Annotated in this window: 19 protein-coding genes; 8 read left to right on the plus strand and 11 right to left on the minus strand. The window is 72.1% G+C overall.

Translation table 11 applies throughout. The annotated features are described in order from the left end of the window. A complete protein-coding gene (locus ACIPUC_RS25510) occupies positions 1-204 on the minus strand; it encodes a hypothetical protein (protein ID WP_446592427.1) in 204 nt (67 codons plus the stop codon). 140 nt (positions 205-344) lie between these two features. On the opposite strand from ACIPUC_RS25510, the gene ACIPUC_RS25515 reads away from it, so the two are divergent. Next, positions 345-1,772, plus strand: a complete 1,428-nt coding sequence (locus tag ACIPUC_RS25515; RefSeq protein WP_446592428.1) for a hypothetical protein — start codon at positions 345-347, stop codon at positions 1,770-1,772. A 13-nt stretch (positions 1,773-1,785) separates the two neighbouring features. On the opposite strand, the gene ACIPUC_RS25520 is transcribed toward ACIPUC_RS25515, so the two are convergent. Continuing rightward, positions 1,786-1,992 (minus strand): hypothetical protein, encoded by a 207-nt coding sequence (locus ACIPUC_RS25520; RefSeq protein ID WP_446592429.1) that lies wholly within the window; start codon positions 1,990-1,992, stop codon positions 1,786-1,788. A 143-nt stretch (positions 1,993-2,135) separates the two neighbouring features. On the opposite strand from ACIPUC_RS25520, the gene ACIPUC_RS25525 reads away from it, so the two are divergent. After that, a complete protein-coding gene (locus ACIPUC_RS25525) occupies positions 2,136-3,542 on the plus strand; it encodes a hypothetical protein (RefSeq protein ID WP_446592430.1) in 1,407 nt (468 codons plus the stop codon). Between the two features lie 22 nt (positions 3,543-3,564). On the opposite strand, the gene ACIPUC_RS25530 is transcribed toward ACIPUC_RS25525, so the two are convergent. From ACIPUC_RS25530 to ACIPUC_RS25545, 4 genes are read right to left on the minus strand one after another with little or no spacing between them, the layout of a single operon-like run. Next, positions 3,565-4,158: a GNAT family N-acetyltransferase gene (locus ACIPUC_RS25530; protein ID WP_446592431.1), complete on the minus strand. Its 594-nt coding sequence runs from the start codon at positions 4,156-4,158 to the stop codon at positions 3,565-3,567. 16 nt (positions 4,159-4,174) lie between these two features. Further along, complete coding sequence (locus tag ACIPUC_RS25535) at positions 4,175-5,650, minus strand: PTS transporter subunit EIIC (RefSeq protein WP_446592433.1); 1,476 nt, start codon at positions 5,648-5,650, stop codon at positions 4,175-4,177. Between the two features lie 33 nt (positions 5,651-5,683). Further along, a complete protein-coding gene (gene murQ / locus ACIPUC_RS25540) occupies positions 5,684-6,625 on the minus strand; it encodes an N-acetylmuramic acid 6-phosphate etherase (protein WP_446592434.1) in 942 nt (313 codons plus the stop codon). A gap of 31 nt (positions 6,626-6,656) precedes the next feature. Continuing rightward, positions 6,657-7,586 (minus strand): MurR/RpiR family transcriptional regulator, encoded by a 930-nt coding sequence (locus ACIPUC_RS25545; protein ID WP_446592663.1) that lies wholly within the window; start codon positions 7,584-7,586, stop codon positions 6,657-6,659. Positions 7,587-7,695: 109 nt separating this feature from the next. Here ACIPUC_RS25545 and ACIPUC_RS25550 point away from each other — a divergent pair, with 109 nt between their 5' ends. The 4 genes from ACIPUC_RS25550 (at position 7,696) to ACIPUC_RS25565 (ending at position 11,139) form a co-directional block, all read left to right on the plus strand. Further along, positions 7,696-8,067, plus strand: coding sequence for a hypothetical protein (locus ACIPUC_RS25550; RefSeq protein WP_446592436.1), 372 nt, complete (start codon positions 7,696-7,698; stop codon positions 8,065-8,067). After that, entirely contained in the window at positions 8,064-8,336 is a 273-nt protein-coding gene (locus ACIPUC_RS25555) for a DUF4031 domain-containing protein (protein ID WP_446592438.1), read from the plus strand. The genes ACIPUC_RS25550 and ACIPUC_RS25555 overlap by 4 nt, the downstream gene beginning before the upstream one ends. A gap of 86 nt (positions 8,337-8,422) precedes the next feature. Then, positions 8,423-9,583: a hypothetical protein gene (locus ACIPUC_RS25560; RefSeq protein ID WP_446592440.1), complete on the plus strand. Its 1,161-nt coding sequence runs from the start codon at positions 8,423-8,425 to the stop codon at positions 9,581-9,583. Continuing rightward, positions 9,571-11,139: a caspase family protein gene (locus ACIPUC_RS25565; protein WP_446592442.1), complete on the plus strand. Its 1,569-nt coding sequence runs from the start codon at positions 9,571-9,573 to the stop codon at positions 11,137-11,139. The genes ACIPUC_RS25560 and ACIPUC_RS25565 overlap by 13 nt, the downstream gene beginning before the upstream one ends. A 7-nt stretch (positions 11,140-11,146) precedes the next feature. On the opposite strand, the gene ACIPUC_RS25570 is transcribed toward ACIPUC_RS25565, so the two are convergent. Next, the gene (locus ACIPUC_RS25570; protein WP_446592664.1) at positions 11,147-12,376 is read right to left on the minus strand and encodes a Cmx/CmrA family chloramphenicol efflux MFS transporter; all 1,230 of its coding nucleotides are present in this window, start codon (positions 12,374-12,376) and stop codon (positions 11,147-11,149) included. A gap of 57 nt (positions 12,377-12,433) precedes the next feature. Beyond that, entirely contained in the window at positions 12,434-13,102 is a 669-nt protein-coding gene (locus ACIPUC_RS25575; RefSeq protein WP_446592443.1) for an HD domain-containing protein, read from the minus strand. 119 nt (positions 13,103-13,221) lie between these two features. On the opposite strand from ACIPUC_RS25575, the gene ACIPUC_RS25580 reads away from it, so the two are divergent. Continuing rightward, the gene (locus ACIPUC_RS25580; RefSeq protein ID WP_446592444.1) at positions 13,222-13,908 is read left to right on the plus strand and encodes a copper homeostasis protein CutC; all 687 of its coding nucleotides are present in this window, start codon (positions 13,222-13,224) and stop codon (positions 13,906-13,908) included. Positions 13,909-14,083: 175 nt separating this feature from the next. Here ACIPUC_RS25580 and ACIPUC_RS25585 read toward each other — a convergent pair whose 3' ends face one another. Further along, positions 14,084-16,150: a HelD family protein gene (locus ACIPUC_RS25585; RefSeq protein WP_446592446.1), complete on the minus strand. Its 2,067-nt coding sequence runs from the start codon at positions 16,148-16,150 to the stop codon at positions 14,084-14,086. Between the two features lie 289 nt (positions 16,151-16,439). Between ACIPUC_RS25585 and ACIPUC_RS25590 the strand changes: the two genes are divergently transcribed. Then, positions 16,440-16,625, plus strand: a complete 186-nt coding sequence (locus ACIPUC_RS25590; RefSeq protein ID WP_446592447.1) for a hypothetical protein — start codon at positions 16,440-16,442, stop codon at positions 16,623-16,625. Positions 16,626-16,644: 19 nt separating this feature from the next. Here the strand turns inward: ACIPUC_RS25590 and ACIPUC_RS25595 are convergent, their stop codons facing one another. Both ACIPUC_RS25595 and ACIPUC_RS25600 read right to left on the minus strand, forming a co-directional pair. Beyond that, positions 16,645-18,288 carry a DNA repair helicase XPB gene (locus ACIPUC_RS25595; RefSeq protein WP_446592448.1) on the minus strand — a complete coding sequence of 548 codons (1,644 nt, stop codon included), beginning with the start codon at positions 18,286-18,288 and terminating at the stop codon, positions 16,645-16,647. 236 nt (positions 18,289-18,524) lie between these two features. Then, positions 18,525-19,115, minus strand: coding sequence for a DUF4291 domain-containing protein (locus ACIPUC_RS25600; protein ID WP_446592449.1), 591 nt, complete (start codon positions 19,113-19,115; stop codon positions 18,525-18,527). Between the last annotated feature and the right edge of the window lie 257 nt (positions 19,116-19,372).

Consider the following 19,372-nt stretch of genomic DNA (forward strand, 5'->3'; position numbering starts at 1 on the left):
TCAGCTCTCGGTGATGAGTTCGCCGTCGTGCTCGCCGCCTTTGCAGGTCCACTGGCCGGTGGAGGAGTCGTACTCCACCGTCCCCTCGGCGGCCGTGCACGTCGGTCCGGGAATGGCCGGTGCGGCGCCCTGTGCGACGGGGACTGCGCCGCCGAGAGCGGCCAGTACGAGAGCGGCGGTGAACGCGAGGATTCGGGTACGCATGGGAGCTCCTCCGGGAGCGGGTGACACCAACACGTCTCACGACCAGCTTCCCTCTGCGGCGCGGCGGGTGCACGTCGGCAGGGGGCGCACACGGGGGCGCGCGAGAGGCGCCGCAGGCGGTCAAGCGGCAGGCTGGAGTTATGGCGAAGACGCCGAAGGTAGTGGTGGGGGCGCCTGATGAACGCGGCTTGCGGAAGGTCCTGGTAGACGGCGAGCGCGTGGGCAGGGCCCGATCCCTCAGAGAACTCCGAAGAATCCTGGATCGTGCCGGTGTGGCACCGGGATACGACATCAGCTATCTCGGCGAGGACAGCACCGTCTGGCCGGACCGGACGTGGTTGCGTCGAGGCACCTGCTTGTTCATGGTCGCCGGCCTTGCTGTGACGGCATGGCCGCTGTTCCGGATCGGTTTGTCGGACAGCGGCGATGCGCTGACGTACGGCGGACGAATCGCCGGACTCAGCATCCTTGTCGTGGCCATGGTGGAGGCGCTGTCCGTCGTGGCCGCCCTGGACTACTGGTACAAGCGCCAGTGGCGTTATTCGGGCGTGCTCGTCCTGGTGGGAGTCGTGATCGCCCTCCTCTGCAGTGTCGCCCTCCTTGTACTGCAGATCGGGGAGAGGTTCACCAATTACACCGTGGTCGGGATAGTCCTCGTTATCTGGTCGCTGGTGGCCCTGTTCGTGCTTTTCAAGAGCGAGGCTTGGAAAGGCCTCCGTATTCCCAGGAAGATCGCCATAGGGTTGATCATTTCCACCCTTCTGGCCGCTGCGAACCTGGCGTATGCGCAGATCTATGTTCCTTACGTGACGACGCCGCTGATCCTGACGGGGGCCTCGTTCAAGGAGTCGAACCTGGAGGCCGGGGGGACGAAGCTTCTCGTGACGGTCCATCTGTACGTGAAGAACTCCGGTGAGGTGCCCGTTTACATCCTGGGCAGCGCCTACTGGGTCCGTGGCGAGCCGGCGAGAAGTAAGTTGGCCGACAAGGCTGACAAATCCGAATTGATCTACGACGGCGAGTTCGTCAGCCCGGACGGTCACGTGCTGAATCCGGGGGAAGAAGTGGCCCAGGATGCGGTCGTCGAGATAAAGGATCCGAGTCCTCACAAGTATGAGGCTCTCACCGCTCAGACCGAGGTGTACGTGATCAGGAAAGACAGAATGAAATTGACCGGGGACTACGAGAAGTCCAGGGTGTCGGGTAAGACGCTGAAGGAATCCTTGACGAAGGACGATCCGGCCAATCCGAAGTACAAGTACGTAACCGGGATGTCGAACAGCAGTGAGATCCTGAACGTGACCCGCGGCCCGCAGCGCGTAACGGTGTGGAGGTTGGACCGCCCTATGTGGCCTACGGTCCTTGTGGATGTGTCCCCGCCGGACGAGCGCATAGCGTTCAAATCCGACAGGCCGCCTCTGAATCAAAAAGTCATCGAGCGGTACGGTCTTTCGCAGGAACGCGGCTCCATGGCGCAGACGCCCTACCCGGAACTCCTGGAAAAGGCCCTCTCCATAGAGAAGGGCGCGACCCCGCCCCCCACCGCGACGCCTACCCCGGCCGGGTGACCGCCTGCTGAGCTCAGCTCTTGGTGATGAGCTCGTTGTCGTATTCGGTGGCGCCTACGCACCTGTACAGGCCGACGGTGGCGTCGTACTCGACCTTTCCGCCGTCCGCCACGCAGTCCGGTCCGGTGACAACCGGTACGGCAGCCTGCGCAACGGGAACCGCGGCGCCGAAAGCGGCCAGGACGAGGGCGGCGGTGAAGCCGAGAAGTCGTGTACGCATGGGAGCTCCCCTGGGGACGAGGGACACCAACACCTCACCACCAGCTTCCCCCTGCGCCGCGCCGGGCGCACCCTGACCCCGGGGGTGCTGACGGGGTCCGTGCTCCGGGAGCGCCTCGCGCGGACAAGCGGCAGGCTGGTGTCATGGCGAACACGCGCGTCGTGACCGTGGGAGCGCCGGATGACCTCGGCTGGCGGAAGGTTCTGATCGACGGCAGGCCGGTGGGCAGGGTCTGGTCCGAGAAGGAACTCAAGAAACTCCTGAGTCGTGAAGGTGTGCCGGACGGACACCCCCTTCGTTGGATCGGCGCGGACAGCAATGTTTGGCCGGAAGACCCGGCGTGGATGCGGCGAACCACCGGCTTCTGCGTGGCCGCCGGCCTCTTCCTGACCGCATGGCCGCTCTGGGAGATCGGATGGGCGGACAGTGGTGATGCCCTGACCTATGGCGGACGCATCGCCGGAGCCACCATTGTCATCGTGGCCGTGGTGGAGGCAATCGCCGGCGTGGCCGCGGTCGACTTCTGGGAAATTCGGCGGTGGCGCCACTCGGGGGCCGTCGTTCTGGTCGGAGTCTTGATCGCCCTGTTCTGTAGCATTTCCGTCCTTCTGCTGCAGATCGGCGAACGCTTCACCGAGTACACCGTGATGGGGATAGCCCTCGTCGTCTGGTCTTCGGCGGCTCTGTTGGAACTGGTCATATGCCGGGCGGGGAAGGGCCTCCGCATTCCCAGGAAGCTTGCGATCGGGGTGATCATTTCCACCCTTCTCGCCGCCGCCAACCTGGCGTACTCACAGGTCTATGTTCCCTATGTGAGGACCCCGCTGATACAGAGCGGGGCCCAATTCACGGAGTCGAACATAGAAAAGCCCGGGGCGCCGATGTATGTGACGGTCCATATGTACGTGAAGAACGCCGGAGAGGTTCCCGTCTACGTGCTCGCCAGCATCTTCTGGATCCACGGCGCGCCTGCCAGTCCCCCGGACGTGCAGATGGCCGACAATAAATTGATCTACGATGGCGAGTTCGTTCAGCCGGCGGGCCGGGTGCTGAATCCGGGGGAAGAGGTGGCGCAGGACGCGGTCGTTGCGATCGACGCACCGGCGGTGCGCGGTTATGAAGCCCTCAGGGCCCAGACCGAGGTGTACGTGATCAGGAAAGACAGAATGATGATGACCAATGATTACGAGCGCTCGAAGCTGGAGGGCCCGAGTCTCGAAAAGCGCCGCGAGGAAGGGGATCCGCCCAATGCGAAATCCAGATACCGGACCGAGATCTCGAACAGCAGTGAAATCCTGAACGTGACCCGCGGCCCGCGGGTCATCACCGTGTGGAAGCTCGGCGGCGGCGAGTGGCCGCACATCAAAGTGGATGTGTCACCACCAGGTGAACAGATAACATTCGACCCCAATCTGCCGTACGCGAACGAAGAGGCCGAAGAGCGGTACGGTCTCACGCAGGTGCGCGGCGCCACGGCGCAGACGCCCTACAAGGAGCTCCTGGAGAAGGCCCGCTCCACCCAGAGGGCGGCGAGCCCGGCCCCCAATTGACCCGGTCTCCCGATTTCCCGGCTCACACCGGGGCGTCGGTGCGCAGGCGGGCGTGGAGGTGTTCGTCGTGCCAGCCGTCCGCGTGGAGGAGGGCGCCGCGCATGGTGCCTTCCAGGGGGTAGCCCGCCTTTGCGGCTACCGCGCAGGAGGCTGGGTTGGCCACGGAGTGGGTGATCCGCAGGCGGTGCAGGCCCAGGTCCTCGAAGGCCCAGCGGCCGACGCGGTCGACCGCGTGCACCATGACGCCGCCGCCGCGCCCGGCGGGCAGCAGCCAGTAGAGGAACTCGCCGCTGCCGCCCGCGAGATCGAGGTCGGCGAGGCCGATCAGGCCGACGGGCAGGCCGCCCGCGGCGGGCGCGACCGCCCAGACCACGGACGCCTCGGCCTGTCGGCGGGCCTCCCAGCGGGCGATGCGGTCCGCGGCCCCGGGCTCGGTGAGGAGGCCGGGGCGGTTCCAGTGCTGGATCTCCGGGTCGCGGCAGGCCTCGACCAGCGCGGGTGCGTCGTACGGGCCCCAGGGGCGCAGCAGCATCCCGCCGGGGAGGGTGAACTCCGGCTGGGGCAGGGCGTGCAGCCTGCCCGGCGGGACCACGGGAGCCAGGGGGTCGACGGTCATGGCCCCATCATGCCGGTCAGGTCAGGGCGGGTTCCTTCGCGGGTTCCGGGCCGTCCGTGGTCCGCGCCGGCTCCGGATCGGTGTTCAGGTCGGCCAGCATCTGGCGGGTGAAGCCGAAGAAGTACGTGGCGAGGAAGCCCACCAGGTAGCCGACGGCCAGGCCGCCCGCGTAGACGGCGAGCGTGGCGGCCGGCCCCGACGTGCCGTTGAGCAGAGGGAACAGGGCCCAGCCCGAGGGGCCGATCGCGGTGGAGCCGAAGGCCACGCCCAGTTGGTTCGCCAGGCCGACGAAGGCCCCGCCCGCCGCGCCGCCGATGCACGCGGTGACGAACGGGCGGCCGAGGGGGAGGGAGACCCCGTAGATCAGGGGTTCGCCCACGCCCAGGAAGCCCGCCGGGAGCGCGGACTTGATGGTGGTGCGCAGCGAGCCGTTGCGCGGGAGCCGGTAGTAGACCGCGATGGCCGCGCCGACCTGGCCCGCGCCCGCCATGGCGAGGATCGGCAGCAGGACGGTGTAGCCCGACTGTTCGATCAGGGTGGTGTGGAGGGGGATGAGGGCCTGGTGCAGGCCCAGCATCACGAGGGGCAGGAACAGGCCGCCCAGGACCAGGCCCGCGAAGGCGCCGCCGGTGGCGAGCAGCCAGTTGGCGAACGTACCGATGGCGGCGGAGGCCTCGCCCGCGAGGAACATCAGGCCGAAGATCGTGGCCAGGCCCGAGACCAGGACCGTGAGGGTGGGGGTGATCAGCACGTCCAGGGCCTCGGGGACCCACCTGCGGCACCACTTCTCCACGTACACCGCGAGTACTGCCGCCGCGAGCGCGCCGAGGACGCCGCCCTGGCCGGGCTTGAGCTCCAGCCCGAAGGCGGTGATCTTCGCGACGCCGGGGAAGACGATGATCGCGGCGACCGCGCCGCCGAGGACGGGCGTACCGCCGAACTCCTTGGCGGTGTTGTAGCCGACGAAGACGGCGATCAGCGACATGAAGCCGGAGGCGATGGCGGCGAGCGCCGGGACGACGCCGGGCAGCCAGCCCGCGTTCGTCAGGACGCCGTTCAGCCCGGCGATGATGCCGCAGCCGATGAGGGCCGGGATCAGCGGGACGAAGATGTTCGCGACGCGGCGCAGGAACAGTTTGAAGGGCGTCGCGTTGCGGGCCTTCCGGGCTTCCTTCAACGCCGCGCCGTGAGCGGCCAGTTCGTCCGCCGTGACCGGGTGGGCGGCGGCGGAGCGGCCCTCCTCGACCAGCGCCTCGAACTCCGGGGTGACGCGGGCGACCGTACCCGGACCCAGCACGATCTGGTAGGTGTCGTCCTCGACCACGCCCAGGACCGCGGGCAGCGCCCGCAGGGCCTCGTCGTCGACCAGCGAGCGGTCCAGCAGGCCGATGCGCAGCCGGGTCATGCAGTGCGCGATGGATGCGATGTTGTCCGGGCCGCCGACCAGGGGAAGGATCGCGGCGGCTGTGGCGCGGTTCTTGTCAGTGGGCATGTGGGGGTCGCCTTGCCGTAGGGGGAGGGGACGTCAGCGGGTCTGGGGCCGGGCGGGGGCCGCGGCGAGGGCCGCGCGGAGGTGGCCCTGCGAGGCGGCGAGCAGCTCCGCGGCCTGCGGGCCGTCGACGCCGCCGAGGACGACGAGGATGGCGTGCTTGACCTCGCCGCCGGTCGCGGTCAGCGCCGCCTCGATCTCCGCGTCGGGCGCGCCGGTGGCCAGCGCCACGATGCGGCGGGCGCGGGCGCGCAGCTTCTCGTTCGAGGAGCGCATGTCGACCATCAGGTTCCCGTACGTCTTCCCGAGCCGGATCATCGTGATCGTCGAGATGAGGTTGAGTACGAGCTTCTGCGCCGTGCCCGCCTTCAGGCGGGTCGAGCCGGTGAGCAGTTCGGGGCCGACGACGACCTCGATGCCGTGGTCCGCGGCCGCGGCGAGCGCGGAGCCCGCGTTGCAGGACAGGCCGACGGTGAGCGCGCCGCGCGTACGGGCGAACGCGACGGCGCCGATCGCGTACGGGGTGCGGCCGGAGGCGGAGATGCCGATGACGGTGTCGTCCGGCCCGATCCCCAGCGCGCCGAGGTCCTCGGCGGCCAGCTCCTCGGAGTCCTCGGCGCCTTCGACGGCCCTGACCATGGCGGAGGGGCCGCCCGCGATGAGGCCGACGACATCGGCCGGGTCGGTGTTGAAGGTGGGCGGGCACTCGCTGGCGTCCAGGACGCCCATCCGGCCGGCCGTGCCGGCGCCCGCGTAGACCAGCCGGCCGCCGCGGGCCATCCGCTGCGCGATCGCGTCGATCGCGTCGGCGATCCGCGGCAGCTGCGCGGCGACGGCGGCCGGGACGGTGGCGTCCTCGGCGTTCATCGTGCGGGCGATGTCGAGGGTGGGCAGCCGGTCGATCTCGGCGAGTTCGGGACGGAAGGCCTCGGTGGTCAGCGTCTCCAGCTGGGCGCGGAGAGCGGCGTACGCGGTCATGTGCGGGGCTCCTGGCTGGTCGGTGCGCGGTTCAGCGGGCGGTGTGGCGGTGGGCGAGGGCCTCGTACGAGGCGGCGAGGGCGGGGGCGGCGGTCTCGTACGTCTGCTGCGCGACGCCGACGAAGAGGCAGTCGACGACGAGGAGCTGGCTCGTGCGGCTGGACATGGCGGCCGGGCGCAGCTGGGTCTCCCGGGCGGCGGAGGTGACCAGGACCAGGTCGGCGTAGTGGGCGACGGGGGCGTTCGGGCGGCCGGTGAGGGCGATGGTCGTGGCGCCGCGCTCGAAGGCCGTGCGGAGGGGCTCGATCACGTCGCCGGTGGAGCCGGAGTGGGTGATCGCGACGGCCACGTCGCCGGGGCGCAGCTGGACGGCGTTGGTGACGGCGAGGTGGGGGTCGCTGTGGGCGTGCGCGACCAGGCCGATGCGCAGCAGTTTCTGGGCGAGGTCCTGGCCGACGAGGGCGGAGGCCCCGATGCCGTAGATGTCGGTCCGGCGGGCGGTCGCCAGGGCGGAGACGGCGGCGGCCAGCTGGGTCAGGTCGAGTCCGGCGGCGGTGTCGGCGAGGGTCTGCGCCTCCTCGTGGGCGAGTTTGGCGACGACGTCGGCCAGTGGGTCGTCGACGGCTATGTCGACGGTGACGGCCGGGGCGGCGCCGGACTCCTGCTGCGCGGCGAGGGCGGCGAGCGCGAGGCGCAGGTCGCGGTAGCCGCGGTAGCCGAGGAGGCGGGCGGTGCGGACGACGGTGGCCTCGCTGGTGCCGGTGCGGGCGGCGAGGGCGGAGACGGTGAGCCGGGCGCAGCCGGCGGGGTCGGAGGCGACGGTTTCGGCGACGGCCTGCATGGAGCGGGTCATCGAGGGCCCGAGCCCGCGCACGCGCGCCCGCAGCGCGTGGGCCGGCGGGGCCGGCGGGGTCGAGTCGTGCTCGGCTGCGTCCGGCGGGTTGAAAGTTTCCTTCGGCATGTCGCTCACATGTGAAATCTATTTTCAGCCGGGACGAGGGGCAAGGCGCCACAAGGCCCTCGGAAAGAGGACCTTCGCCACAGGGGCCGCGCGGGTCCACAATGAGCCCATGGACCACGCGACCCCCTTGGAGCAGGCGCTGCACGTCGCCCGTGCCCTTGTTCTCGCCGATCTCGCCGCCGGCGAGGTCGCCGATGCCGATGTCGTCTCCCTCGTCGAGGACTCGGTCACGCACCGCCGGTGGTGGGTGGAGCAGTGGCCGGAGGGAGTCGGCTGCCTTGCCGGACTCGTCGCCCAGGACGTGCAGGACGCGCTGCTGGAGAAGTACGGGCGCTGGCCGCTGTGCCCGGTCTGCGCGCACGGCGAGCCGCACGCCCTGGACGTGGAGCCGGAGCTCGGACCCGACCCGCACTGGGTGTGCTCGGAGGCGGGCGTGAGAGTGGCGGCGGTGGGCGGCCTCGGCCCCGTCCTCCACCGGTGACCGTCTACATCGACCCGCCGACCTGGCCGGGCCACGGCCGCATGTGGTCGCACCTGATCAGCGACGTCTCGTACGAGGAGCTGCACGCGTTCGCGGCGGCCATCGGCTGCCCGCCCCGCGCCTTCGAACGGGACCACTACGACGTCCCCTCCCACCGCTACGCGGACGCGGTCGACGCGGGCGCGGTGGAGATCGGCAGCAAGGAACTCGTCCGCCGCCTCACCGACGCCGGGCTGCGACGGCCGAAACATCGCCCGCCGATGGCCTGAATGCCCGTCATCTCTCCTGCGTTCAGGGGAATTTGCTGCATTAGGATGACCGCGGTTCGGCCACTCGTATGAGCTTGAGGGGGATCGTGCGTCGGTCAGTGCTGTTCGTACACGGGACCGGAGTCCGCGAGGCTTCGTACAAGCAGAGCCTGGACGAGGTCCGCGCCGGACTCGACCGGATCCGTCCCGGCATCGAGCTCCGCGGCTGCTTCTGGGGACGCGAGCAGGGGGCGGCCATGGCCCTCGGCGGGGACTCCGTCCCCGGCTACCGGCAGACGGGCGGCGGCACCCGCGACGAGGACGCCGAGGTCGGGCTCTGGGGCATCCTCTACGACGACCCCTGGTACGAGCTGCGGCTGCTCGGCCTGCAGCGGCCCTCGGCCGCGGGGCTGGGCCGGGGGCCGACGCCCTCCGAGCAGTTCCTCGCCGAGGTCACGGAGTACGCCCCCTCGCCCGCCCTCCTCGAGGCCTTCGGCGCGCGGGGGCTGGCCGGGGACTTCGCGGAGGCCCTGCGCACCGCCGCGCGGGCGCCGGAGGTGCGCGACGCCGCGGGCACGGCGGACGCCGACGGGTTCGAGCACCGGGCCGCCTTCGCCCGCGCCGTCCTCGCCCTGACCCTCTCGCTCGCGGAGGACCGCGGCGTCGAGGTCTCCGGGATGGTCCGCGACGCGCTGCTCGCCTCGCTGGGCTCGGAGCTGGCCACCGAGGGCCGGTCGCTGAAGGGCAAGGCCTGGAAGGCGGCCCTTGCGGGCGCCGGCCGGCTGGCACGCAAGCGTCGCGGCCGATGGGGCGACGCCGCTCTGCCGATGACGGGCGACATCCTGCGCTACCAGGCCCGCGGCCAGGGCGTGCGCGATCAGATCAAGCGGACGCTGGAGAACACCCCGGGGGACGCGGTCACCGTGATCGCGCACAGCCTCGGCGGGGTCGCCTGCGTCGACCTGCTGGTACGCGAGCGGCTGGAGCGGGTGGACCAGCTGATCACCGTGGGCTCGCAGGCGCCGTACCTCTACGAGATCGGCGCCCTGGTGTCGCTGGAGCACCCCGAGACCCTGCCGCCCGGCTTCCCGGCGAAGTGGCTGAACATCTACGACGAGCGCGACTGGCTCTCGTACCGGGCCGCCAAGGTGTTTCCCGGCCGGGCCCACGACCGGAAGGTCGACAACCGGCAGCCCTTCCCTTCGGCCCACACCACGTACTGGTCGAACCCCGACGTCTGGAACGCCGTCGACACATGGCTGAGCTGACCGTCTCCGACCCGACGCGCGTCCACGCCGTCGTGGTCGGCATCGAGCACTACCCGCGGGTGGACGCGGGGTGGGACCTCGTGGGGGCCTGCGCCGACGCCGTGCGCTTCGCACGCTGGTTGCGGCAGCGGGGCGTCCCCGCGGCCAACATCACGCTGCTGCTGGCCGCGGCTCCCGGCTCGCACTCCGGCCTGAACGAGGCGGCGGACGCCATCGGGCTGGAGCCCACGTACGTCCGCTCGCGCGACCGCATCATGGACCACTTCACACCGCGGGGGGCCGTCCCCGAGGGCGATGTGCTGTTCGTCTACTGGGGCGGCCACGGCGTGCTCGACCACGGCAACCGGCGCCTGCTGCTGTGCCCGGACGCCTCGGACGCGGACCGGCGCTGCATCGAGCTGACCAACCTCCAGGAGCACCTGACCGGGCGGGACGTGACGCGCTTCCCGCAGCACGTCTTCCTGGTGGACTCCTGCGCCCTGTTCATCGAGCACCGCCACGTGGAGGACCAGCCGGGACCGGCGCTCGCGGCCTTCCCGGCCGGCCGGCGGGAAGCCGTCACCCAGTTCACGCTGTTCGCCGCGGCCGCCGGGCAGGTCGCCGGCCAGGGCACGGTCGCCGGCGGGTCCGGTGACTTCTCGACGGTCGTCACGGGCTGGCTGGAGGAGCACTCGCCGAAGCTCACCCCGGACCTCGAGGCACTCGTCGGTCACGTCAAGGAGCACTTCACCGCCGCCGCGGGCGGGCAGTCCCGGGGGCGGGCCCAGACCCCCGTGAGCCTGTTGATCCAGCCGCTCGGGGGCAACGCACAGGTCTTCACGCCGCCGAGGCCCGCCCGGCCGGAGCCGGCCCGGGCGCCCGCGGACCGCGCGGCGGGTGGGGGCGGCCACCGGGCCGGTGTCTGGGCCGGGGTCGGGGCGCTCGCCCTGGTGGCCATGGTCGCGATCGTGGCGCTGGCCCTGCACCGCCCGGGCGGCGACGGACGGGACGGCCGGGGCGATCCGGTCGGCGCGGCCGGGTCGGCGGAGCCGGGGAAGGCGGCCGCGTCCGGGCCGTCGCCCTCGCCGTCACCTTCGCCCACGCCCTCGCCGCCGGTGAGCGGTTCCGCGCCGCCGGGCGCTTCGGCGGCGCCGGCCGCCGCGCCCGCCTCCCAGAAACCGGCTGCGACGCCCTCGGCGGGCAGCGCCGGACCGTCGTGCGGGGCAGAACACACGACTACCAATGTCCAGGACGTCCTCGAGACGGTCTGCTACGAGCAGGACGGGAAGCAGGTCACCATGGTGGCCTTCGTCAGGGCGACCGTTCCCAAGGACGTGACGGTGAGCCTCTGGCTGGTCGGGCAGCCGGGGAACACGTACGTGTTCCCCGCCGGGGGGCCGAGGACGTGGACGATCCGGGCCGGCGCCGCACCCCAGCGGCTCGCGATGCCGGTCGCCGCCGCGCTCACGCCCAAGGCCGTGTACGAAGTCCACGTCTCCACGATGCCCGCCGGTCAGACGCTGAACGCGACGGCCAACCCGAACCGCGGCCACTCGATGCTCTTCACGGCGCACTGAGGGCGGTTCAGAGGCGGTCCACGGCCTGCGGCTGACCCGTGGCCGGGGCTGCGGCGCCTCCCGAGGCGACCAGGCGGGTGGCCGGGGCCGGGGTGCGGCGGTGCAGGCGCAGCGCGATCGCCGTGAGGGCGATCGCGGTGACGGTCATGGCCGCGCCCGCCCAGGCGGTGGCGGCGAAGCCGAGGTGCGCGTCGATGACGGTGCCGCCGAGCCAGGGGCCGCCGGTGTTGCCGAGGTTGAAGGCGGCGGTGGTGGTGGCCCCGGCCAGGGTCGGGGCGGCGCCGGCCACGTTGAACATGCGGGCGTTGAGCGCCGGGGCGGTGAAGAAGGCCGAGACGCCGAGCAGGAACGACAGGCCGATCGCCGCGACCTGGACGGACGCGAGGAGGGCGAGCGCGGCCAGGAAGACGGTCGAGGCGGTGATGCCCCAGATCATCACGCCGAACAGGTGCGCGTCCGCGACCCGCCCGCCGATGGTGGTGCCGACCAGCGCGCCCACGCCGAAGAGGCCGAGGATCCACGGGACCCAGCCGGAGTCCAGCCCGGCCACGTCCGTGAGCAGCGGAGACAGGTAGCTGAAGGCGCAGAACACGCCGCCCGCGGCCAGGGCCGTGATGCCGATGGAGAGCCACACCTGGCGGTCGCGGTAAATGCGCAGCTCGCGGCCGAGCGAGGGCTTCTCGGCGGGCAGCGGGATCTTCGGGATCAGCGCCAGGATGCCGGCGAGGGCGATCGCGGAGGCCGCGCCGACCGACCAGAACGCCGAGCGCCAGCCCAGGTGCTCGCCGAGGAAGGCTCCGGCGGGCACGCCGAGGACGTTGGCGATGGACAGGCCGCCGATCATGACGGCCATCGCGCGGGCCCGCTGGTCCTTGTCGACCATGGCGATGGCCACGGCCGCGCCCACGGCCCAGAAGCCGGCGCAGGCGAGGGCGGAGACCACGCGGGAGGCGAAGAGGAGCTCGTACGAGGGGGCCAGCGCGCCCGCGACCTGCCCGAGGCCGAAGAGGCTGATGAGGGAGATGAGGGTGGTGCGGCGCGGGAGGCGCAGCGTGGCCACGGCCAGCAGCGGCGCCCCGACGACCATGCCGATCGCGAACGCGGAGATGAGCAGGCCCGCCTGCGGGATGGTGACGCCCATGTCCCGCGCGATCGGCGGCAGCAGTCCGGAGAGCATGAACTCGCTGGTGCCGAGCGCGAACACGGAGAGGCCGAGTACGTAGACGGCTACGGGCATGCGGGGGCGGCGTGCGGCATCTGCGGGCATGACTGTCTCCAACCGTCGCGAACGCGATCACATTCCCCGCGGGGCGAGCCGGGCCAGCTCGGCGGCGAGGTTGGCGCGCGCCGGGGCCTCCCAGTGGGCGGCTCCGTACGGGGTGCGGAAGAGCCGCGGCAGGGCGAGCAGCTGCCGGAGCACGTCGGCGCGGCCGGCGGTGAAGGCGTCGTCCGGCACGAAGGCGTACTCGGCGCGCACGGCGGCGGCGTAGGCGGCGTACGCCTCGGGCGCTCCGGCCAGGACGGCGAGGTCCGCGTCGCAGAGCACCTCGCCGTTGGTGTCGCCGGGCGCGGGGTCGTGCGTGACGGTGAGCCGGACCAGCCGGCCCACCTCGGCGGTGCGGGCGGCGTCTATGCCGAGCTCGGGCAGGGCCCGCTCGGCGAGGGCGGCGCTGCGCTCCTCGTTCTCGGAGCGGTCGGGACGGTAGACGGCGTCGTGGAACCAGGCGGCCAGCTCGACGGCGGCGGGGTCGGCGGCGTGCCCCGCAAGTACGTCGATCCGTGCCAGTACGTCGGCCAGGTGCGCGGTGGTGTGGTACCGGCGCTGCGGCTCCGCCCAGGCAGTGAGCAGGCGGTCGGCGTAGGGGGCGGCGTCCCGGTCGGCGGGGGCGCCGGCGGCGGTGGCGGCCGCCTGCCAGCGGGCGCGCAGGGCCGCGGTGTCGCTGTGCGGGGTGTCTGTGTCCATGGGCACATTGTGGGGGTGGCGTGATTGTGCTGGTGGAGCGCGGGCGGAGGCCCGTACCCTGGATATTGGACTAGACCTATCACGCAATTTCCGTGCAGCTTCTCGAAGGATGGGATCGAATGAGCAACCGTGCGCTCCTGGAGGTGATCGCCCTCGACGCGGAGGACGCGATCGCGGCCCAGGCCGGTGGGGCGGACCGGCTCGAGCTGGTCACCGACATGGCCGCCGACGGGCTCACCCCGCCGCGCGAGACCTTCGCGGCCATCAGGGCGGCGGTCGACATCCCGCTGCGGGTGATGATCCGCAAGACGGACGGCTTCGCGGCGGGCGAGGTCTCCGGGCTGGTGGAGGCGGCGCGGGAGCTGCGGGCCGAGGGCGCGGAAGAGTTCGTACTCGGGTTCCTGAACCCGGACGGCACCCCTGACCTGGCGGCGGTCGAGGCGGTGGTGGCGGAGCTGGACGGCTGCCGCTGGACCTTCCACCGGGCGATCGACCGCGCGGCGGACCGCGACGGACTGCGCAAGGCGGTGGCGGACCTGCCCGGCCTGGACACCTACCTGACGGCGGGCTCGGCGGCAGGCGTCGACGAGGGCCTGCCGGTGCTGATCGCCGAGGCCGCGCGGCGGGGCGAGCCGGGGTACGGGCCGCGGATCCTGGTCGGCGGGGGCCTGACGCTGTCGCACGTGCCGGTGCTGCGCGGGGCGGGCATCGACGCCTTCCACATCGGCGGCGCGGCCCGTCCCTCCGGGTGGGGCCGCCCCGTCTCTGCCGAGGCCGTCGCGGAATGGCGAGCCGCCCTGTCCTGACGGGTGCGGCACCGTTGCCGGGGGCGCTGCCCCCGGACCCCCGCGCCTCAAACGCCGGCGGGGCTGAATTGTGGCCGGGCTACGTTTGGCAGGCGGCATCAGCCAAGATCCAGCCCCGCCGGCGTTTGAGGCGCGGGGTCTGGGGCGGAGCCCCAGGAGCGGGCCCGCAGGGGGGTCAGGCCAGGGCCGCCGGCAACGGGGCCGAGTGGAGGGCCGTGAGGCCCGAGACGGCTCGGGTGAGGCAGACGTACAGGCGGCGCAGGCCGGTCCGCTCGTCCGGCTCGCCGTCAACGATCGCGGCGGGCTCGTCCAGCACCACGTAGTCGTACTCCAGACCCTTGGCCAGGGAGGCCGGGACCAGGGTCAGCCGGGACTCCGCAGTCGTCTCCTCGCCGGGAGACAGGTACGCCAGCCCCGCCCCCCGCAGGGCCTCCGCCAGGACCGGAACACGGGCGTCCGCCGCGATCAGCCCGATCGACCCCTCGTGCACCAGCGAGGCCCGGCACGCCTCGACCACCGCCGCCGTCAGGTCCGCCGTCTCCGCGATCCGCAACGACCCCGGAGTCTCGCGTACCGAGGAGACCGGAGCCAGCCCCGGCGAGATCGCCGGCAGCAGCCGCGACGCGTACGCGATCACCTCGCGCGGCACGCGGAAGCCCGCCGTCAGCTCCTCCACCACCGCCTGCGGCTTCCCGAGGTGGGCCAGCGCCTCGTCCCAGCTGCGCGTGGCCCACGGGGTCGTGCCCTGCGCCAGGTCGCCGAGCACCGTCGCCGACCCCGTCGTGCAGCGCCGCCCCACCGCCCGGTACTGCATCGGCGACAGGTCCTGGGCCTCGTCGAGTACGACGTGGCCCAGCGAGGGCGTCCGCTCCACCAGATCGGCCGCCTCGTCGATCAGGACCAGGTCCGCCGCCGACCACTGCGCCGACTTCACGCTCCGGAACGGCTTCGGCCACAGCAGCAGCTTCTGCTCGTCCGCCGTCAGCACGTCCGCCGCGTGCAGCGCCAGGAAATCCGGGTCCGACAGCAGCCGCAGCACCAGCTTCGCCGGTTCGACCGGCGGCCAGATCTCCTTGACCGCCGCCTTCACGGCCGCGTTGCGCGCCACCGCGTCCTGCACGCGGTCGTCCGGCGCCTCGCCCGCCTGCTCCATCCGTACGAGCACCGCGTGCGCGATCCGCCGCGGCAGCGCCTCGCGGGCGGCTCCGTACCGGATGTCGCGCTCCTGCAGCTCCTCGACCATCTCGGCGATCTCGTACGCGGGCACCCGCCAGCGGCGCGAACCGCGTACCACCATCAGCGCCTCGGCGGGCTGTGTGACGTGCGAGGCGAGCGCGCGGCGCAGCACCTCCGCCATCCGGGCATCGCCCTTGACCACGGCCGTTTCGGCCGCGTCCGTGCCGCGTACCTCCAGGCCGTCGCGCGCCACCAGGTCGTCGACGGTGGCCTGCTTGACCTCCAACTCGCCCAGGGCGGGCAGGACCTGCTCGATGTAGTGCAGGAAGGAACGGTTCGGCCCGATGACGAGGGTGCCGGTCCGGGCGAGCCGGTCGCGGTGCGCGTACAGCAGGTACGCCACCCGGTGCAGGCCGACCGCCGTCTTCCCGGTGCCGGGACCGCCCTGCACGCACACGGAGCCGGACAGGCCGGATCGGACGATCTCGTCCTGCTCGGGCTGGATCGTCGCGACGATGTCCCGCATGGGACCGACGCGCGGGCGCTCGATCTCCTGCTGGAGCAGCTTGCTGACCGCGGCCGCCTCCGAGGGGTCGGACAGGTGCTCGTCCTCGTACGCCGTGAGCTCGCCGCCGGTGTAGCCGAACCGGCGGCGCAGCGCGATGTCCTGCGGATCGGTCTTGGACGCCCGGTAGAACGGCTGGGAGACGGGCGCGCGCCAGTCGATGACCATCGGATCGCCGCCGGCGTCGTGGACGTGGCGGCGGCCGATGTAGAACTGCTCGCCCTCCGCTCCCTCGGCGAGCTCCGCACCGGGCGCGTGCAGGTAGTTCAGGCGGCCGAAGAAGAGGGGGGTGTGGGCGAGGTCGGCGAGGGCCTTGATCCGGTCGTCGATCTGGGCCTGGAGGACGATCGCGTTGACCCAGTTCGCGGTGACGTCGCGGATGTCGAGGGCCTCGACGTCCTCGCGCATGGCGCGGAGCGCGGCGCGGGAGGCGGTGAGGTGGGAGCGCTCGCGGGCGAGGGGATCGGAGCCTGGGTCGGATTCGGGGGCGTGCGCGGGCACGGGACTGCCTCCAGCTGCTGGTACGGAACAGATGGCCCACCGGTTTCCGTCCGGTGGGCGGCTCTCCCCGGTGGTGCGGCGGGAGGCGGCAAGAGCGGCGATTGTAGTCACCGCGGCGGGGCCGCGCGAATGAATTCCGGGGTCCTCCGAACGGGTGTCATACCCAGGGGTGTGAGACTTCGGGCAGAGCCACTAGGGGGTTCCATGAGCCCGGAGGAGGACGCCGGAGGCCCGGAGGTTCCGCCCCCAGGGCGATGCCGCGGCGCCCGCGCGAACGCACCATGGACACATGAGCACCGCAACCTTCACCCCGGTCCAGGGCGGCGTCCCGCGCGGCGCCACCGCCACCTCACACGTCCGCACGCGCCACGGCTTCGGCGGCCTGCTGCGGGCCGCCAAAATCTTCGCCGCGGCTGCCGTGAGCGTCGTCGTCCTCGGCGAGTACGCCGAGGACGCGGGCGTCATACGCCGCTGACGGGCGGGCCCCGAAGGGCTCAGTCGCTCGTCAGCAGCTCGTCGGCGTCCATGATGCGGTAGGCGTAGCCCTGTTCGGCGAGGAAGCGCTGGCGGTGCGCCGCGAAGTCCTGGTCGATGGTGTCGCGCGCGACCACCGAGTAGAACCGCGCCTCGTGGCCGTCCGCCTTCGGGCGCAGGACCCGGCCCAGCCGCTGGGCCTCCTCCTGGCGGGAGCCGAACGTACCCGACACCTGGATCGCGACCGTCGCCTCGGGCAGGTCGATCGAGAAGTTCGCGACCTTCGACACGACCAGCACGCTGATCTCGCCCTGGCGGAAGGCGTCGAAGAGCTTCTCGCGCTGCGCGTTGGAGGTCTCGCCCTTGATGACGGGCGCGTCGAGGTGCTCGCCCAGCTCGTCGAGCTGGTCGATGTACTGGCCGATGACCAGCGTCTGCTCGCCCCGGTGCTTGCGCACCAGCGCCTCGGTGACCTTCCGCTTCGTCGCCGTCGTCGCGCAGAAGCGGTACTTCTCCTCGGTCTCGGCGGTCGCGTAGGCGAGGCGCTCCGACTCGGTCAGGTTCACCCGGACCTCCACGCAGTCGGCGGGCGCGATGTAGCCCTGCGCCTCGATCTCCTTCCACGGGGCGTCGAACCGCTTCGGCCCGATGAGAGAGAAGACGTCCGACTCGCGCCCGTCCTCGCGGACGAGCGTGGCCGTCAGTCCCAGGCGCCGACGGGCCTGGAGGTCGGCGGTGAACTTGAACACCGGCGCGGGCAGCAGGTGCACCTCGTCGTAGACGATCAGGCCCCAGTCGCGGGAGTCGAACAGCTCCAGGTGCGGGTAGACGCCCTTCCGCTTGGTCGTCAGGACCTGGTACGTGGCGATCGTGACGGGCCGGATCTCCTTGCGGGTCCCGGAGTACTCGCCGATCTCCTCCTCCGTCAGCGAGGTCCGCTTGACCAGCTCGTGCTTCCACTGGCGGGCCGAGACGGTGTTCGTGACCAGGATCAGCGTGGTCGCCTTGGCCTTCGCCATGGCCCCGGCGCCCACCAGCGTCTTGCCCGCGCCGCAGGGCAGCACGACCACACCGGAACCGCCGTGCCAGAACCCCTCGACGGCCTGCTGCTGGTACGGACGCAGCGCCCAGCCGTCCTCGGCCAGGTCGATCTCGTGGGCCTCGCCGTCGACGTACCCGGCGAGGTCCTCGGCCGGCCAGCCCAGCTTGAGCAGCGTCTGCTTGATCTGCCCGCGCTCGGAGGGGTGCACGGCCACGGTGTCGGCGTCGAGCCGCGCCCCGACGAGCGGGGTGATCCGCTTGGACCGCAGGATCTCCTCCAGCACCGGCCGGTCGGTGCTGGTCAGCACCAGCCCGTGCACGGGGTGCTTGGAGAGCGTGAGCCGGCCGTAGCGGGCCATCGTCTCCGCGACGTCGACGAGCAGGGCGTGCGGGACGGGATACCGCGAGAACTCGACGAGCGCGTCGACGACCTGCTCGGCGTCATGCCCGGCGGCCCGGGCGTTCCACAGCCCGAGCGGGGTGATCCGGTAGGTGTGAATGTGCTCGGGAGCCCGCTCCAGCTCGGCAAAGGGCGCGATGGCACGCCGCGCGGCTCCGGCGAGCTCGTGGTCGACCTCGAGAAGGAGTGTCTTGTCGCTCTGGACGATGAGAGGCCCGTTCACGCACGTCCCTTTCAGACATGGGCGGCCCACCCGGGCGCGGGCGGCCAAACCTCCAGTGTGCCCCATGCGGGGGTGATCAGGGGCTGGACTCCGCGATGCCCGCGACGCCACCGTGTCGCTTGAGCACCAGGTCAGCGCGGCGCCGGCCGGGACGGGTCGTGCCGACCGGGCCCGCCTCGACGCCCCGCTGTACGAGGCCGTCAGCCGCTGGCTGCGTTCGAGTGCGAACGGATCGACTACGCGCCCAGGTGGGGCAGCGGGCCCGCCGGGTACGGGGTTTCCGCGGGGAGCAGGGCGCGGGCCGCCGGTTCGTCGCCCGCGCGGAGCAGGGAGTGGATCTCCCGGGCCAGCGGGGTGACGTCGCGGATGGCGACCGTCCACTCGTCGGCGTAGGCGCGCGAGGCGGGGCCGGACAGGCCCAGTTGGAGCGAGCGGTGCGGCAGCGGGTTCAGGTGGAGGTCGCGCTCCGGGTCCCACTGGACCCGGGCCGGCGTCGCGCGCAGCGACTCCTGCCAGGCCTCGCGGTCCGCGTGCACCCCGTGCTCGTAGTGGGACAGGCAGGCCCCGCGGAGCGCCTCGTCGAAGCCGGACCGGGTGATGTCGATCGCCAGTACCGTCTCCTGGTCGGCCTTCGCGGCCCAGCCGCAGCGGTACATCATCCACAGGAACGACGGCTTGATCCACGTCATCCGCTCCCGCTTCCAGGCGGGCGGGAAACGGCCGTCGCGGGCCGCCGGTTCCCCTAGGCGGGGGGCGTAGGCCTGGTAGACGGTGATGGTGGTGTCGGTGTGGGCGGCGCGGATCGCTCGCGGCCGTGGTTCGGGCATGGCCACATCCTGGCGGGGCCTGGCCGCGCCGGCCAGCCGTTTTCCTGCGGGGCTGCGGTGTTCCGGGCGGGTGCGGCGCCGTTGCTGGGGCTCCGCCCCAGACCCCGCGCCTCAAACGCCGGCGGGGCTGCATTTGCCGGGGCAGGCTGGATGTGCCGGGCCGGGCGGGTGCGGCGCCGTTGCTGGGGCTCCGCCCCAGGCCCCGCGCCTCAAACGCCGGCGGGGCTGCATTTGCCGGGCCCAGGGCTGGATGGCGC

Source organism: Streptomyces sp. LARHCF249 (assembly GCF_052871255.1).